Annotated in this window: 13 protein-coding genes; 10 read left to right on the top strand and 3 right to left on the bottom strand. The window is 64.9% G+C overall.

The genetic code is table 11. The annotated features are described in order from the left end of the window. The first annotated feature begins 162 nt into the window (after nucleotides 1-162). The 4 genes from KHO27_RS16730 to KHO27_RS16745 all read left to right on the top strand — a co-directional run bounded on the left by KHO27_RS16730 (nucleotide 163) and on the right by KHO27_RS16745 (nucleotide 3,280). Nucleotides 163-510: an ArsC family reductase gene (locus KHO27_RS16730; RefSeq protein ID WP_046854389.1), complete on the top strand. Its 348-nt coding sequence runs from the start codon at nucleotides 163-165 to the stop codon at nucleotides 508-510. Nucleotides 511-552: 42 nt separating this feature from the next. Next, nucleotides 553-1,587: a 2,3,4,5-tetrahydropyridine-2,6-dicarboxylate N-succinyltransferase gene (gene dapD / locus KHO27_RS16735; RefSeq protein WP_110701871.1), complete on the top strand. Its 1,035-nt coding sequence runs from the start codon at nucleotides 553-555 to the stop codon at nucleotides 1,585-1,587. A gap of 80 nt (nucleotides 1,588-1,667) precedes the next feature. Further along, the gene (locus KHO27_RS16740; RefSeq protein WP_214500502.1) at nucleotides 1,668-2,873 is read left to right on the top strand and encodes a cysteine desulfurase; all 1,206 of its coding nucleotides are present in this window, start codon (nucleotides 1,668-1,670) and stop codon (nucleotides 2,871-2,873) included. Further along, nucleotides 2,870-3,280, top strand: a complete 411-nt coding sequence (locus KHO27_RS16745; protein ID WP_110701867.1) for a SufE family protein — start codon at nucleotides 2,870-2,872, stop codon at nucleotides 3,278-3,280. The genes KHO27_RS16740 and KHO27_RS16745 overlap by 4 nt, the downstream gene beginning before the upstream one ends. Before the next feature lie 19 nt (nucleotides 3,281-3,299). Here the strand turns inward: KHO27_RS16745 and tcdA are convergent, their stop codons facing one another. Beyond that, nucleotides 3,300-4,109, bottom strand: coding sequence for a tRNA cyclic N6-threonylcarbamoyladenosine(37) synthase TcdA (gene tcdA / locus KHO27_RS16750; RefSeq protein ID WP_038706694.1), 810 nt, complete (start codon nucleotides 4,107-4,109; stop codon nucleotides 3,300-3,302). Between the two features lie 288 nt (nucleotides 4,110-4,397). Between tcdA and KHO27_RS16755 the strand changes: the two genes are divergently transcribed. The 4 genes from KHO27_RS16755 to KHO27_RS16770 all read left to right on the top strand — a co-directional run bounded on the left by KHO27_RS16755 (nucleotide 4,398) and on the right by KHO27_RS16770 (nucleotide 9,463). Continuing rightward, complete coding sequence (locus KHO27_RS16755) at nucleotides 4,398-6,989, top strand: glycosyltransferase (protein ID WP_111532141.1); 2,592 nt, start codon at nucleotides 4,398-4,400, stop codon at nucleotides 6,987-6,989. Between the two features lie 115 nt (nucleotides 6,990-7,104). Further along, the gene (dapE, locus tag KHO27_RS16760; protein WP_110701861.1) at nucleotides 7,105-8,256 is read left to right on the top strand and encodes a succinyl-diaminopimelate desuccinylase; all 1,152 of its coding nucleotides are present in this window, start codon (nucleotides 7,105-7,107) and stop codon (nucleotides 8,254-8,256) included. Further along, nucleotides 8,256-9,068, top strand: coding sequence for a putative RNA methyltransferase (locus KHO27_RS16765; protein WP_214500503.1), 813 nt, complete (start codon nucleotides 8,256-8,258; stop codon nucleotides 9,066-9,068). The genes dapE and KHO27_RS16765 overlap by 1 nt, the downstream gene beginning before the upstream one ends. A 17-nt stretch (nucleotides 9,069-9,085) precedes the next feature. After that, nucleotides 9,086-9,463: a hypothetical protein gene (locus KHO27_RS16770; protein WP_102684040.1), complete on the top strand. Its 378-nt coding sequence runs from the start codon at nucleotides 9,086-9,088 to the stop codon at nucleotides 9,461-9,463. Between the two features lie 64 nt (nucleotides 9,464-9,527). Here KHO27_RS16770 and KHO27_RS16775 read toward each other — a convergent pair whose 3' ends face one another. Beyond that, nucleotides 9,528-9,737 carry a cold-shock protein gene (locus tag KHO27_RS16775; protein ID WP_011535295.1) on the bottom strand — a complete coding sequence of 70 codons (210 nt, stop codon included), beginning with the start codon at nucleotides 9,735-9,737 and terminating at the stop codon, nucleotides 9,528-9,530. Nucleotides 9,738-9,965: 228 nt separating this feature from the next. Between KHO27_RS16775 and plsB the strand changes: the two genes are divergently transcribed. Then, nucleotides 9,966-12,455 carry a glycerol-3-phosphate 1-O-acyltransferase PlsB gene (gene plsB / locus KHO27_RS16780; protein ID WP_139669169.1) on the top strand — a complete coding sequence of 830 codons (2,490 nt, stop codon included), beginning with the start codon at nucleotides 9,966-9,968 and terminating at the stop codon, nucleotides 12,453-12,455. Between the two features lie 64 nt (nucleotides 12,456-12,519). Next, entirely contained in the window at nucleotides 12,520-13,206 is a 687-nt protein-coding gene (locus KHO27_RS16785; RefSeq protein ID WP_023631317.1) for a DUF4197 domain-containing protein, read from the top strand. 130 nt (nucleotides 13,207-13,336) lie between these two features. Here the strand turns inward: KHO27_RS16785 and KHO27_RS16790 are convergent, their stop codons facing one another. Continuing rightward, nucleotides 13,337-16,402 carry an efflux RND transporter permease subunit gene (locus KHO27_RS16790; RefSeq protein WP_214500504.1) on the bottom strand — a complete coding sequence of 1,022 codons (3,066 nt, stop codon included), beginning with the start codon at nucleotides 16,400-16,402 and terminating at the stop codon, nucleotides 13,337-13,339.

Consider the following 16,402-nt stretch of genomic DNA (forward strand, 5'->3'; position numbering starts at 1 on the left):
TATGTAACACAATGCTACTTGAGACGATGTGACATACATCCCCCCATACCTTCGGGCCCGCAGCCGTGGCGCCAACCCCATTGATACCGCATAATCGCTGCCACCCAATCTTCAAGGAGTATCGGGGACGCCAGGCCACGGCCGGCAGCCCCAGGCATTTCAATGGCTTACACTCTCTACGGCATCAAAGCCTGCGACACCATGAAAAAGGCCCGTACCTGGCTTGAAGAAAAGGCCATTGGCTACGACTTCCACGACTACAAGACCCAGGGCATCGACCGCGACAGCCTGAACCGCTGGTGCGACGAGCATGGCTGGGAAGTCGTGCTGAACCGCGCCGGGACCACCTTCCGCAAGCTCGACGACGCCAGCAAGGCCGACCTCGACCAGGCCAAGGCCGTCGAACTGATGGTCGCCCAACCGTCGATGATCAAGCGCCCGGTGCTCGACCTCGGCGAGCGCACGCTGGTCGGCTTCAAGCCCGACCTGTACGCGGCGGCGCTGGCCTGATCACGCATTACGCTCCATCCCCTTTTCGCATGAGGTAATCGCATGTCTCAATCGCTGTTCAGCCTGGCCTTCGGCGTCGGCACCCAGAACCGCCAGGGCGCCTGGCTGGAAGTCTTCTACGCACAGCCTGTGCTCAAGCCGTCCGCCGAACTGGTCGCGGCCATCGCACCGGTCCTCGGTTATGAAGGGGGCAACCAGGCCATCGCCTTCAGCACTGCCCAGGCCGCCCAGCTGGCCGACGCGCTCAAGGGCGTCGACGCCGCCCAGGCCGCCCTGCTGACCCGCCTGGCCGAAAGCCACAAGCCGCTGGTCGCCACCCTGCTGGCCGAAGACGGCGCCCTGGCCTCCACCCCCGAGGCCTACCTCAAGCTGCACCTGCTGTCGCACCGCCTGGTCAAGCCGCACGGTGTGTCGCTGGCCGGCATCTTCCCGCTGCTGCCCAACGTCGCATGGACCAACCAGGGCGCGGTCGACCTGGCGGAGCTTGCCGAGCGGCAACTGGAAGCGCGCCTGAAAGGCGAACTGCTGGAAGTATTCTCGGTGGACAAGTTCCCGAAGATGACCGACTACGTGGTGCCCGCCGGCGTGCGCATCGCCGACACCGCCCGTGTGCGCCTGGGCGCCTACATCGGCGAAGGCACCACCATCATGCACGAAGGCTTCGTCAACTTTAACGCCGGCACCGAAGGCCCGGGCATGATCGAAGGCCGCGTCTCCGCCGGCGTGTTCGTCGGCAAGGGCTCGGACCTGGGCGGCGGCTGCTCGACCATGGGCACCCTGTCCGGCGGTGGCAACATCGTCATCAAGGTCGGCGAAGGCTGCCTGATCGGCGCCAACGCCGGTATCGGCATCCCGCTGGGCGACCGCAACACCGTCGAAGCCGGCTTGTACATCACCGCCGGTACCAAGGTGAACCTGCTGGACGAGAACAACCAGCTGGTCAAGGTGGTCAAGGCACGCGATCTGGCCGGCCAGACCGACTTGCTGTTCCGCCGCAACTCGCTCAATGGCGCCGTGGAGTGCAAGACCCACAAGTCGGCCATCGAGCTGAACGAGGCATTGCACGCTCACAACTGAGGCTCTGCCTGGGTTTGAGGTGATAAGATCGGGTCTGCTCCTACGGGCAGACCCGATTTTTCATTCCAGGCCCCGCGAACATGTTCCAGCCCTCCCCCTGGCGTACCGATTTCCCGGCCATCGCCGCCCTGCAACGGCAGCACCAGACCTACCTGGACAGCGCCGCCACCACGCAGAAACCCCAGGCCCTGCTCGATGCCCTGAGCCATTACTACGGCCATGGCGCAGCCAACGTGCACCGCGCCCAGCATCTGCCGGGCGCCTTGGCGACACAGGCCTTCGAGGGCACACGGGACAAGGTCGCCGCCTGGCTCAATGCAGCCGATGCGCGCCAGATCGTATTCACCCACGGCGCTACCTCGGCTTTGAACCTGCTGGCCTATGGCCTGGAACATCGCTTCGAGGCAGGCGACGAAATCGCCGTCAGCGGCCTGGAGCACCACGCCAACCTGCTGCCCTGGCAACAACTGGCGCACCGCCACAACCTGCGACTGGTGGTCCTGCCGGTCACTGACCAGGGGCACGTCGACCTGGAGCAGGCCCTGCAACTGATCGGTCCGCGCACTCGCCTGCTGGCGATCAGCCAACTGTCCAACGTGCTGGGTACCTGGCAACCGCTGGCGCCTTTGCTGGCACATGCCCGCACCCAGGGCGCGCTGAGCGTTGTCGATGGCGCCCAAGGCGTGGTTCATGGCCGGCATGACGTGCAGCAACTGGCGTGCGACTTCTATGTGTTCTCCAGCCACAAACTCTATGGTCCCGACGGGGTGGGCGTACTTTACGGCCGCCAGGATGCGCTGGCGTTGCTGCGTCACTGGCAGTACGGCGGAGAAATGGTGCAGATGGCGGACTACCAGAGCGCCAGTTTCCGCCCCGCGCCACTGGGTTTCGAAGCCGGCACCCCGCCGATTGCCGGGGTGATCGGCCTGGGCGCCACCCTGGACTACCTGGCCAGCCTCGACATACATGCCGTGGCCGCCCATGAAACCAGCCTGCACCAGTACCTGGTACGGGGCCTGACCGATCGCGAGGGAGTTCGCCTGCTCGGCTCGCCCGAGGCAGCACTGGCCAGTTTCGTCATCGATGGCGTGCACAACGCCGATATCGCCCACCTGCTGACCGAACAGGGCATCGCCGTGCGCGCCGGGCACCATTGCGCCATGCCACTGCTCAGGCACCTGGGGCTCGATGGCGCGATTCGCGTATCGCTGGGGCTGTACTCCGACAGTGACGACCTGCAGCGCTTCTTCGCGGCGCTCGACAAAGGCCTGGAGCTGTTGCGATGAACCTTTCGCCAGAGGCCAGCCAAGCGCTGGAAGCGTTCGAACAGGCGCGTGGCTGGGAGCAGCGGGCGCGGTTGCTGATGCAGTGGGGCGACCGCCTGGAACCGCTGGGTGACAACGACAAGACCGAAGCCAATCGGGTGCATGGCTGCGAGAGCCTGGTATGGCTGGTGGCTGTGCAGGACGACGGCCAGTGGCGGTTCAAGGCAGGCAGCGATGCGCGGATGCTGCGGGGGTTGCTGGCACTTCTTCTTGTGCGGGTACAAGGCTTGGCCAGCGATCAGCTGGAAGCGGTCGACCTGAGCGCCTGGTTTACCCAATTGGGGCTGGAGCGGCAGTTGTCACCGTCGCGCAGCAATGGGCTGCATGCGGTGCTACTCAGGATGGCCGAACTCGCCACCCAGGCCTGAATCACTACCCCGCGATAGCCTAATCAGCCTTGACCCGCTCCGAAGGGCGCCGCGCCCCGGCCACAAGCTTTTCAACGGCCTTGCTCGCCGCCACCATGCCGAAGGTCGCGGTCACCATCATCACCGCGCCGAAACCACCGGCGCAGTCCAGGCGTACGCCTTCACCGACAAAGCTCTTCTGCAGGCACACACTGCCGTCGCCCTTGGGGTAGCGCAGCTGTTCGCTGGAGAACACGCATGGCACGCCATAGTTGCGGCTGGTGTTGCGCGAGAAGTTGTAGTCGCGGCGCAAGGTCGAGCGCACCCGTGAAGCCAGCGGGTCGTTGAAGGTCTTGTTGAGATCGCCGACCTGGATCTGGGTCGGGTCGATCTGCCCACCGGCGCCACCGGTGGTGACGATGGCGATCTTGCGCCGGCGGCACCAGGCGATCAGCGCGGCCTTGGCCATCACGCTGTCGATGCAGTCGATCACGCAGTCCATCTGCTCGGTGATGTACTCGGCCATGGTCTCGCGAGTGACGAAATCGGCCACCGCGTGCACCGTGCAGGCCGGGTTGATCGCCCGCAGACGCTCGGCCATCACCTCGACCTTGAGGCGGCCCACCTGCCCTTCGAGGGCGTGGGCCTGACGGTTGGTGTTGCTCACGCAGACATCGTCGAGGTCGAACAGACTGATCTCGCCCACGCCACTGCGCGCCAGGGCCTCGGCTGCCCACGAGCCGACCCCGCCGATACCGACGATGGCCACATGGGCCTGGCGCAGGCGCTGCAGGCCGTCGTCGCCATAGAGCCGGGCGACGCCGGCGAAGCGTGGATCTTCTGTGCTCATGTGGGGACCTCGAAAAAACCGGCGCGCATTATATGCCAAGGCATGCGCTCCAGGGGGAGCACAGCGCGTGAACACGCCGCAAGGGCGTGGCAGAGCGGCCCGGGGTTGGAACAAAACCTACCGAGCCTGCTTTAATGTCCTATCAAGCAAATATATCTGGACGACAAGCGAACGGCCTCAGAACTACATTCCTTGTCGATAATCCAACAGATTACCTTCTCCGGCACTTGTAGGACCCACGGCCTGCGACAGCGACCCTCGCTCCCCTCTTCGGAACCTCGAACACCTATGTCATCACGTAAATTCGGTCTCAACCTGGTGGTGGTCCTGGCGATCGCCGCGCTGTTCACCGGGTTCTGGGCCTTGATCAACCGCCCGGTTTCCGCCCCCGCCTGGCCGGAACAGATCTCTGGGTTTTCCTATTCGCCCTTCCGCCTGGGGCAAAGCCCGCAGAAAGGCCAGTACCCCAGTGAGGACGAGATCCGCCAGGACCTCGAGCAACTGAACAAGCTGACCGACAACGTGCGCATCTACACCGTTGAAGGCACCCAGGCCGAGGTACCGCGCCTGGCCGAAGAGCTCGGCCTGCGCGTGACCTTGGGCATCTGGATCAGCAACGACCAGGAGCGCAACGAGCGCGAGATCGAAAAGGCCATCGGCCTGGCCAATACCTCGCGCAGCGTGGTGCGGGTGGTGGTCGGCAACGAAGCGTTGTTTCGCGAGGAAGTCACCGCCGAACAGTTGATCGGTTACCTCGACCGGGTGCGCGCCGCGGTGAAGGTGCCGGTGACCACCAGCGAGCAGTGGCACATCTGGAAGGAACACCCGGAGCTGGCGAAACACGTCGACCTGATCGCCGCGCACATCCTGCCCTATTGGGAATTCGTGCCCATGAAGGACTCGGTGCAGTTCGTCCTCGACCGTGCCCGCGAGCTGCGCAAGCAGTTCCCACGCAAGCCTCTGCTGCTCTCGGAGGTCGGCTGGCCAAGCAATGGCCGCATGCGCGGCGGCGCCGACGCCACCCAGGCCGACCAGGCCATCTACCTGCGTACCCTGGTCAACACCCTCAACCGCCGTGGCTACAACTACTTCGTCATCGAAGCCTATGACCAGCCATGGAAGGCCAGCGACGAAGGCTCGGTGGGCGCCTACTGGGGCGTGTACAACGCCGAGCGCCAGCAGAAGTTCAACTTCGAGGGGCCGATCGTGGCGATCCCGCAATGGCGCGCCTTGGCCGTGGCCTCGGTGGTGCTGGCGATGATCGCCCTGGCCGTCCTGCTGATCGACGGCTCGGCCCTGCGCCAGCGTGGGCGTACCTTCCTCACCTTCATCACCTTCCTGTGCGGGTCGGTGCTGGTATGGATCGCCTACGACTACAGCCAGCAGTACAGCACCTGGTTCAGCCTCACCGTGGGTGTGCTGCTGGCGCTCGGTGCCCTCGGCGTTTTCATCGTGCTGCTGACCGAGGCCCACGAACTGGCCGAGGCGGTGTGGATCCACAAACGCCGACGCGAATTCCTGCCCGTGCAGGGCGACAGCGCCTATCGGCCCAAAGTCTCGGTGCATGTGCCGTGCTACAACGAGCCGCCGGAGATGGTCAAGCAGACCCTAGACGCCCTCGCCGCGCTGGACTACCCGGATTACGAAGTGCTGGTGATCGACAACAACACCAAGGATCCGGCCGTTTGGGAGCCGCTCAAGGCCCACTGCGAGAAACTCGGCGAGCGCTTCAAGTTCTTCCACGTCGCGCCCCTGGCCGGCTTCAAGGGCGGCGCCCTGAACTACCTGATCCCGCACACCGCCAAGGACGCCGAGGTGATCGCGGTGATCGACTCGGACTACTGCGTCGACCGTAATTGGCTAAAACACATGGTGCCGCACTTCGCCGACCCGAAGATCGCCGTGGTGCAGTCGCCGCAGGACTACCGCGACCAGCACGAGAGCGCGTTCAAGAAGCTGTGCTACAGCGAGTACAAGGGCTTCTTCCATATCGGCATGGTCACCCGCAACGACCGTGACGCGATCATCCAGCACGGCACCATGACCATGACCAGGCGCAGCGTGCTCGAGGAGCTCGGCTGGGCCGAGTGGTGCATCTGCGAAGACGCCGAACTGGGCCTGCGGGTATTCGAGAAAGGCCTGTCGGCGGCCTACGCCCACAACAGCTACGGCAAAGGCCTGATGCCCGACACCTTCATCGACTTCAAGAAGCAGCGCTTCCGCTGGGCCTACGGCGCCATCCAGATCATCAAGCACCATGCCGGCGCCCTGCTGCGCGGCAAGGGCAGCGAGCTGACCCGCGGCCAGCGCTACCACTTCCTGGCCGGCTGGCTGCCATGGATCGCCGATGGCATGAACATCTTCTTCACCGTCGGCGCGCTGCTGTGGTCGGCGGCGATGATCATCGTGCCGCATCGGGTCGATCCGCCGCTGATGATGTTCGCCATCCCGCCGCTGGCGCTGTTCTTCTTCAAGGTCGGCAAGATCCTGTTCCTCTATCGCCGCGCGGTGGGTGTCGACCTGAAGGACGCCTTCGCCGCCGCCCTGGCAGGGCTGGCGCTGTCGCATACCATCGCCAAGGCGGTGCTGTACGGTTTCTTCACCAGCAGCATGCCGTTCTTCCGCACGCCAAAGAATGCTGATAGCCATGGGCTGCTGGTGGCGATTGCCGAGGCCCGCGAAGAGCTGTTCATCATGCTGATGCTGTGGGGCGCGGCGCTAGGGATCTATTTGGTTCAGGGGCTGCCGAGTTCGGACATGCGCTTCTGGGTGGCGATGCTGCTGGTGCAGTCGTTGCCATACCTGGCGGCGTTGGTGATGGCGCTGCTGTCGTCGCTGCCCAAGCCGGCGGACAAGGTCAGCGAAGCACAAGTCGTTTGATGCGGCGTGGGAGCGGCGGTACGCCGCTCCCGCCAAGCACATCGTGTCCGCAGACATCATTTGATATAAGATAACGCCCCAGTTTCCCGCCCTGCCTTGCCCCCGGAGTCTTGCAATGACGGCCCCAGCCGAGCTTTCGCCTACCCTGCAACTGGCCTGTGACCTGATCCGCCGCCCGTCGGTCACCCCGGTCGATGCCGACTGCCAGACCCAGATGATGAACCGCCTGGGCGCCGTCGGCTTCCAGCTCGAGCCGATGCGCATCGAAGACGTAGACAACTTCTGGGCCAGCCATGGCACCCAGGAAGGCCCGGTGCTGTGCTTCGCCGGCCACACCGACGTGGTGCCCACCGGCCCGGTGCAGCAGTGGCAGCATGAACCATTCGAGGCGCTGATCGATGCCGACGGCATGCTCTGCGGCCGCGGCGCCGCCGACATGAAGGGCAGCCTGGCGTCGATGGTGGTGGCCAGCGAGCGCTTCGTGCAGGACTACCCGAACCACCGCGGCAAAGTCGCCTTCCTGATCACCAGCGATGAGGAAGGCCCGGCCCACCACGGCACCAAGGCCGTGGTCGAGCGCCTGAAGGCGCGCAACGAGCGCCTGGACTGGTGCATCGTCGGCGAGCCGTCCAGCACCACCCTGCTCGGTGACGTGGTCAAGAATGGCCGTCGCGGCTCGCTCGGCGCCAAGCTGACCGTGCGCGGCAAGCAGGGCCACGTGGCCTACCCGCACTTGGCGCGCAACCCTATCCACCTGGCCGCGCCGGCCCTGGCGGAACTTGCGGCCGAGCACTGGGACGAAGGCAATGCGTTCTTCCCGCCGACCAGCTTCCAGATTTCCAACCTCAACTCCGGCACTGGTGCCACCAACGTGGTACCGGGCGAGCTGACCGCGCTGTTCAACTTCCGTTTCTCCACCGAATCGACGGTCGAGGGCCTGCAGCAACGCGTCGCGACGATCCTCGACAAGCACCAGCTGGAATGGAGCATCGATTGGGCGCTCTCGGGCCTGCCGTTCCTCACCGAGCCGGGCGAACTGCTCGATGCGGTGTCGTCGAGCATCAAGGCCGTCACTGGCCGCGAGACCCGACCATCGACCAGTGGCGGTACCTCCGATGGCCGTTTCATCGCCACCATGGGTACCCAGGTGGTCGAGCTCGGCCCGGTCAACGCCACCATCCACCAGGTGGACGAGCGTATCCTGGCCAGCGACCTCGACCTGCTGACCGAGATCTACTATCAGACCCTGGTACGGTTGCTCGCCTGATGCTCGCCTGCCCTCTCTGCCAGGCGCCCCTGGCGCAGCTCGACAACGGCGTGGCCTGCCCCGCCGGCCACCGCTTCGACCGCGCCCGCCAGGGCTACCTGAACCTGCTGCCGGTGCAACACAAGAACAGCCGCGACCCGGGTGACAACCAAGCCATGGTCGAAGCCCGTCGTGACTTCCTCGACGCCGGGCACTACGCCCCGGTGGCGAGTCGCCTGGCGCAACTGGCTGCCGAGCGCCAGCCGCAGGCCTGGCTGGACATCGGCTGCGGCGAAGGCTACTACACCGCGCAGATTGCCCAGGCGCTGCCTGCGGCCGACGGCTACGCCCTGGACATCTCCCGCGAAGCGGTGAAGCGCGCGTGCCGCCGAGCCCCTGAAGTGACCTGGATGGTGGCCAGCATGGCCCGCGTTCCCATGGCCGATGCCAGCTGTGGCTTCATCGCCAGCGTGTTCAGCCCGCTCGACTGGCAGGAGGCCAGGCGCCTGCTCGCCCCGGGCGGCGGGCTGATGCGGGTCGGCCCGACCAGCGGTCACCTGATGGAGCTGCGCGAGGTGCTCTACGATGAAGTGCGTCCCTACGCCGACGACAAGCACCTTGCCCTGGTCCCTGAAGGCATGACCCACGCCCACAGCGAGGTCCTCGAGTTCCGCCTGAGCCTGGTCGAGGCCAAGGCCCGCGCCGATCTGCTGGCGATGACTCCGCACGGCTGGCGGGCCAGCGCCGAGAAGCGCGCACAAGTGATCGACCAACCCGAACCTTTCGTGGTCACCGTTTCCATGCGTTATGACTATTTCGTGCGCCAAGACTGAGCACACTGGAGCCTCCCATGCGTCAACCCGATATCGAGATCTACCTCAAGGACGCCGAGGTCGATCACAAGCAGATCGCCGACTGGCTTACCCAAGCCCTGGGCCCGTGCAGCGAATGGAAGCAGAAAGGCCAGACCTTCAAGTGCACAGCCGGTAACATCCCGGTTACCTGGTTGCCAAAGGCTGTGGGGAAATGGAACAGCCTGTACCTGGAAAGTGACCAGACCCCCTGGGTCGACGACATCGCCTGCGCGCGTGCGGCATTCGCCGCGCTGAACGTCGAAGTACGTTGCGCGCCAGGTAGCTGGGCGGAAGAAGACGGGGAAGAAGATGCCGATCGCTGGATCCGCATCAGCGCCGACGGTGAAGAGGAAATCACCTGGCGTACCAGCTGAGGCCGTTCGCATCAGGCTGCAAGTTCCACGGACAACTTGCAGCTTGAGCGTGCAGCCGGAAGACTCAGAGCCCGACTACATCCTCTGCCTGCAGGCCTTTCTGGCCCTGCACGAGTGCGTACTCCACCTGCTGTCCCTCGACCAGGGTGCGATGCCCCTCACCGCGGATAGCCCGATAGTGGACGAACACGTCCGCACCACCTTCGCGCTGAATGAAGCCATAACCCTTGGCATCGTTGAACCACTTCACATTCCCAGTCTCACGAGACGACATCTGAACTACTCCGGATTTTTATTTTGAAGATCGCCTTGCTGGCATGGGCTCACCGCCCGTGCCGACGCAGCTTGCGCGAATATCCTGCAAGCGGCAGGCCGAGTATATGACAGGGAACAAAAAAAATTCATGACAGGGTCATTTTTGGCGGAATTTTGCTGAACTTACGCAGATACGGCAGACTAACGTGCTGAAAAGACACTGCAACTTCCCCCCAGGGCCCACCCCATGACCCGTTCTCCCCTGCGCCGCCTCATCTTCGGCGCCCTGCGTCGCGTTCTCTACCTGTGGGTGCGCTCCGAAACCATCAACCAGTCCTCGCTTACACTCAAGCTCGACCGCAGCCGACCGGTGTTCTACGCCCTCTCCTCGCCTTCGCTGACCGACCTGGCCGTGGTTGACCACGAATGCACCAAGGCAGGGCTGCCACGCCCGGTGCTGCCGGTGGCCGTCGGCCCCTTGCAGGAGCCCGCGGCATTCTTCTACCTGACCCCCGACCCCGACTGGCTCGGCCGCCAGGACAAGCGTGGCGCGCCGCCCACCCTCGAACGCCTGGTCGCGGCGATCAGCCAGCACGCCGAGGAAGACGCGCAGATCATTCCGGTCAGCGTGTTCTGGGGCCAGACCCCGGCCAGCGAGTCGAGCCCGTGGAAACTGCTGTTCGCCGACAGCTGGGCGGTCACCGGCCGCCTGCGCCGGCTGCTCAGCGTGCTGATCCTCGGGCGCAAGACCCGGGTGCAGTTCTCCGCGCCAATCCACCTGCGCGAGCTGGTGCAGCACAACAAGGGCCACGAGCGCACCGTGCGCATGGCCCAACGCATGATGCGCGTGCATTTTCGCAACCTGAAGACCGCGGTCATCGGGCCAGACATCTCGCACCGTCGCAACCTGGTCAAAGGGCTGGTGCACGACCCGTTGGTGCGCCAGGCGATCAGCGACGAGGCCGACCGCGAGAAAATCCCCTACGCCAAGGCCGAGGCCAAGGCGCTGCACTATGGCAATGAGATCGCCTCGGACTATACCTACACCGCGATCCGCTTCCTTGAAGTGGTGCTGAGCTGGTTCTGGAACAAGATCTACGACGGCATCAAGGTAAACCACATCGAGCAGGTGCAGGGCATCGCCCCCGGCCACGAAGTGATCTACGTGCCCTGCCACCGCAGCCACATCGACTACCTGCTGCTGTCCTACCTGCTGTTCCGCAACGGCCTGACGCCGCCGCACATCGCTGCCGGCATCAACCTCAACATGCCGGTGATCGGCGGCCTGCTGCGCCGCGGCGGGGCGTTCTTCATGCGCCGCACGTTCAAGGGCAACCCGCTGTACACCGCCGTGTTCAACGAGTACCTGCACACCCTGTTCACCAAGGGCTTCCCGGTGGAGTACTTCGTCGAAGGCGGGCGCTCGCGCACCGGGCGCATGCTGCAGCCGCGCACCGGCATGCTGGCGATCACCCTGCGCAGCTTCCTGCGCTCCTCGCGCACGCCGATCGTCTTCGTGCCGGTGTACATCGGCTACGAGCGGGTGCTCGAAGGCCGCACCTACCTGGGCGAGCTGCGCGGCGCCAGCAAGAAGAAGGAATCGATCTTCGACATCTTCAAGGTCATCGGCGCGCTCAAGCAGCGCTTCGGCCAGGTGTACGTCAACTTCGGCGAGCCGATCCGCCTGAACAGCTTCCTCGACCAGCAGCAACCCGGCTGGCGCGAACAGGCGCTGGGCCCGCAGTTCCGCCCGGACTGGCTCAACGAAACCACCACCCGCCTGGGCGAAACGGTTGCCCGCCACCTCAACGAGGCTGCGGCAATCAACCCGGTCAACCTGGTGGCGCTGGCCCTGTTGTCGACCAGCCGCCTGGCCCTGGACGAACGAGCCCTGACCCGCGTGCTCGACCTGTACCTGGCCCTGCTGCGTCAGGTGCCCTACTCGCCGCACACCACCCTGCCCGAGGGTGACGGCAAGGCACTTATCGAGCACGTACTGGGCATGGACCTGCTGGCCGAGCAGAAGGATGCGCTGGGTCGCATCCTCTACCTGGACGAAGCCAACGCGGTACTGATGACCTACTACCGCAACAACGTACTGCACATCTTCGCCCTGCCGGGGCTGCTGGCGAGCTTCTTCCTCAGCAGCTCGCGCATGAGCCGCGAACTGCTGGGCCAGTACGTGCGAGCGCTGTATCCGTACCTGCAGGCCGAACTGTTCCTGCGCTGGACGCCCGAGCAACTGGACGAGGTGATCGACCAGTGGCTGGCGGCGCTGGTCGAACAGGGGCTGCTGCGCAAGGAGCAAGACATCTACATGCGCCCCGCGCCCAGCTCGCGGCAGTTCGTGCTGCTGACGCTGCTGGCACGCACCATCACCCAGACCCTGCAGCGCTTCTACATGGCCACTTCGCTGCTGCTCAACAGCGGCCAGCACACGCTGAGCGCCGAGGAACTGGAGGAGCTGTGCGTGATGATGGCCCAGCGCCTGTCGATCCTGCATGGCTTGAATGCGCCCGAGTTCTTCGACAAGACCCTGTTCCGCCACTTCATCCAGACGCTGGTACGCGAAGGGGTCTTGCGACCCGACAGCACCGGTAAGCTGGGCTACCACGACAAGCTCGCCGAACTGGCCGAAGGCGTGGCCAAGCGCGTGCTGTCAGCGGAGCTGCGCCTGTCGATCCGCCAGGTGGCCTTGCACCGCGATGAAACACCGGAACCTGCCGCGCTTGCCTGACTGGCCCGATCACGGCCTGAACGATACGCTGAACCTGTTCCATTCTGCCCATAAGGAAAGCCCCATGATCCGCTCCTCCCTGCGCTTCACCACCCTGTGCGCCGGCCTGCTGTTGTCGGCCAGCGCCCTGGCCCTGTCGCTTGGCGACCTGTCCCAGAGCGACGCCTCCGGCGGCCTGAAGGACGCCCTCACCCAAGGCGCGCAGATCGCCGTCAAGCAACTGAGCACCCCCGGTGGTTTCAGCAACAACCCGGACGTGCGCATCGAGCTGCCAGGCAACCTCGGCAAAGCGGCCAAGGCCATGAAGATGTTCGGCAAAGGCGACCAGGTCGATGCCCTGGAAACCAGCATGAACAAGGCCGCCGAGGCTGCCGTGCCGCAAGCCCAGGCGATCCTGGTGGACGCGGTGAAGAAGATGACCGTGACCGATGCCAAGGGCATCCTCAGCGGCGGCCAGGATTCGGCCACCCAGTACCTGAACAAGAGTAGCCGCGAGCAGATCCGCGCCAAGTTCCTGCCGATCGTCAAGCAGGCCACCGACAAGGTCGGCCTGGCCCAGCAGTACAACAGCTTTGCCGGGCAGGCCAAGGGCCTTGGCCTGATCAAGGATGACGCCAATATCGAGAACTATGTGACCGAGAAGGCGCTGGACGGCTTGTTCGAGATGATCGGCAAGCAGGAAGAAAGCATTCGCCAGAACCCGGCCGGTGCGGCCACCAGCCTGGCCAAGAAGGTGTTCGGCGCGCTGTGATGTCGAGCTGAAAACCAGTGGGGCTGCTGTGCAGCCCTATCGCTGACAAGCCAGCTCCCACAAGTACTGCGCAACGCGTGTGGGAGCCGGCTTGCCGGCGATAGGAGGGCAAAGCCCTCCCGCTCGTTCCTCAGTTTTTCTTGACCCTGAACCACGCCGCATACAGCGCCGGCAGGAACAGCAGGGTCAGCACCGTGGCGACGATCAACCCACCCATGATCGCCACCGCCATCGGCCCGTAGAACACACTCCTCGACAACGGAATCATCGCCAGCACCGCCGCCAGCGCAGTCAGCACGATCGGCCGGAAGCGCCGCACCGTGGCCTCGATGATCGCCTGCCAACGCTCCATCCCCGCAGCGATGTCCTGTTCGATCTGGTCCACCAGGATCACCGAGTTGCGCATGATCATGCCGGCCAGGGCGATGGTCCCGAGCATGGCGACGAACCCGAACGGCTGGCGGAACACCAGCAGGAACAGGGTCACGCCGATCAGCCCGAGGGGCGCGGTGAGGAACACCATGAACATCCGCGAGAAACTGCGCAGCTGGATCATCAGCAGGCTCAGCACCACCACGATGAACAGCGGCATGCCGGCGTTCACCGAACGCTGGCCACGCTCGGAGTCTTCCACCGTGCCGCCCACTTCGAGCAAGTAGCCATCAGGCAGCTCGTCCTTGATCTGCGCCAACGTCGGCTGGATCTGCTTGATCAAAGTCGCCGGCTGCTCCTTGTCGTAGATATCGGCGCGCACGGTGACCGTGGGCAGGCGGTTGCGGTGCCAGATGATGCCTTCCTCGAAGCCGTACTCCAGGGTCGCCACCTGCGACAGGGCCACGCTCTGGCCGTTGTCGGTGGGCACCGCCAGGCTGCCCAGGTTGCCCAGCTCACGGCGCTCCTCTGGCGTACCGCGCAGGAGAATCTCGATCAGCTCGTTGTCTTCGCGGTACTGGCTGACGTTGCTGCCGGTCAGTGAACTCTGCAGGAAGCTCGACAGGTGCGCGGTGCTCACGCCCAGCGCCCGGGCACGGTCCTGGTCGATATCCAGGTACACCGCCTTGCTCGGTTCTTCCCAGTCCAGGTGCACGTTGACCACATGCGGGTTCTCGCGCACCTTGGCCGCCACCTCGCGGGCCAGGGCGCGGACCTTCTCGATGTGCTCGCCGGTGACCCGGAACTGCACCGGATAACCTACGGGCGGGCCGTTTTCCAGGCGCGTGACCCGTGAGCGCAGGTCGGGGAACTGCTGGTCCAGGGTGCCGATCAGCCAGCTGCGCAGGCGTTCACGGTCCTCCAGCGACTTGGCCAGCACCACGAACTGGGCAAAGCTCGCCGCAGGCAGTTGCTGGTCCAGCGGCAGGTAGAAACGCGGGGAACCGGTGCCGACATAGGCGACGTAGTTGGCGATACCGTCCTGCTGCTTGAGCAGCGCCTCCAGTTGCTTGACCCGCTCGGCGGTGTTGTTCAGCGAAGCGCCTTCGGTCAGCTTCAGATCGACCATCAGCTCCGGCCGCCCGGAAGCCGGGAAGAACTGCTGCGGCACGAAGCGGAACAACAGGATGCTGCCGACGAACGCGGCGATGGTCAGCACGATCACGGTCTTGCGCCGCCGCACGCACCACTCCACCACGCGCCGGACACGCTGGTAGAACGGCGTCGCATAGGGATCGGGCGCATGCCCGTCGGCGCCGTGGCGAGCAGCGTGGAGCTTGGCCAGGTCCGGCAGCAGGCGCTCGCCCAGGTAGGGCACGAACACCACCGCCGCCACCCAGGACGTGAGCAAGGCAATGGTCACCACCTGGAAGATCGAACGGGTGTATTCCCCTGTGCTCGACGCCGCCGTGGCGATCGGCAGGAAGCCCGCTGCGGTGATCAGGGTACCGGTGAGCATCGGGAACGCCGTGCTGGTCCAGGCGTAGCTCGCGGCCTTGAGCCGGTCGTAGCCCTGTTCCATCTTGATCGCCATCATCTCCACCGCGATGATCGCGTCGTCGACCAGCAGGCCCAGGGCCAGCACCAACGCCCCCAGCGAGATCTTGTGCAGGCCGATGCCGAAGTAATGCATGGCGGCGAAGGTCATGGCCAGTACCAGCGGGATCGCCAGCGCCACCACCAGGCCGGTGCGCAGGCCCAGCGAGAAGAAGCTCACCAGCAGGACGATGGCCAGGGCCTCGACCAGCACCTGGACGAACTCACCGACCCCGGCCTTCACCGCCGCCGGCTGGTCGGACACCTTGCGCAGTTCCATGCCTGCCGGCAGGCTCTGCGCGAGGCGGGCGAACTCACCTTCCAGGGCCTTGCCGAGCACCAGGATGTCGCCGCCGTCCTTCATCGATACCGCCAGCCCGATGGCATCCTCGCCCATGAAGCGCATGCGCGGCGCGGGTGGATCGTTGAAACCGCGCTGCACCTCGGCGACGTCACCGATGCGGAAGGTGCGATCACCAATGCGGATAGGGAACTGGCGAATCTGTTCGACGCTGTCGAAGCGCCCGCTGACCCGCAGTTGCAGGCGCTCGCTGGGGGTTTCGAAGAAGCCCGCGGTACTCACCGCGTTCTGTTCGCGCAGTGCCTGCTGCACGGCGGCGAGCGGCACCCCGAGGGTAGCCAGCTTGACGTTGGACAGTTCGATCCAGATCTTCTCGTCCTGCAGGCCGATGAGCTCCACCTTGCCCACGTCCTTGACCCGCTGCAGCTGGATCTGGATACGGTCGGCGTAGTCCTTGAGCACCGCATAGTCGAAGCCGGCGCCGGTCAGGGCGTAGATATTGCCGAAGGTGGTGCCGAACTCGTCGTTGAAGAATGGCCCCTGCGCCTCGGGGGGCAGGGTGTGCTTGATGTCCGCGACCTTCTTGCGGATCTGGTACCACAGCTCGGGGATATCCTTGGAATGCATCGCGTCACGGGCCATGAACGTGACCTGGGACTCACCGGGCCGGGAGAACGAGACGATCTTCTCGTACTCGCCGGTCTCCATCAGTTTCTTCTCGATACGCTCGGTGACCTGGCGCGACACCTCCTCGGCGGTCGCGCCTGGCCACAGGGTACGGATGACCATGGCCTTGAAGGTGAAGGGTGGATCCTCGCTCTGCCCCAGCTTGGTGTAGGACATGGCGCCTATCGCCGCCAACAGGATCATCAGGAACAACACGATCTGGCGATTGCGCAGCGCCCAGGCGGAAAGGTTGAAACCCAT

The organism is Pseudomonas sp. RC3H12 (genome assembly GCF_018596375.1).
Classification (GTDB): Bacteria; Pseudomonadota; Gammaproteobacteria; order Pseudomonadales; family Pseudomonadaceae; genus Aquipseudomonas.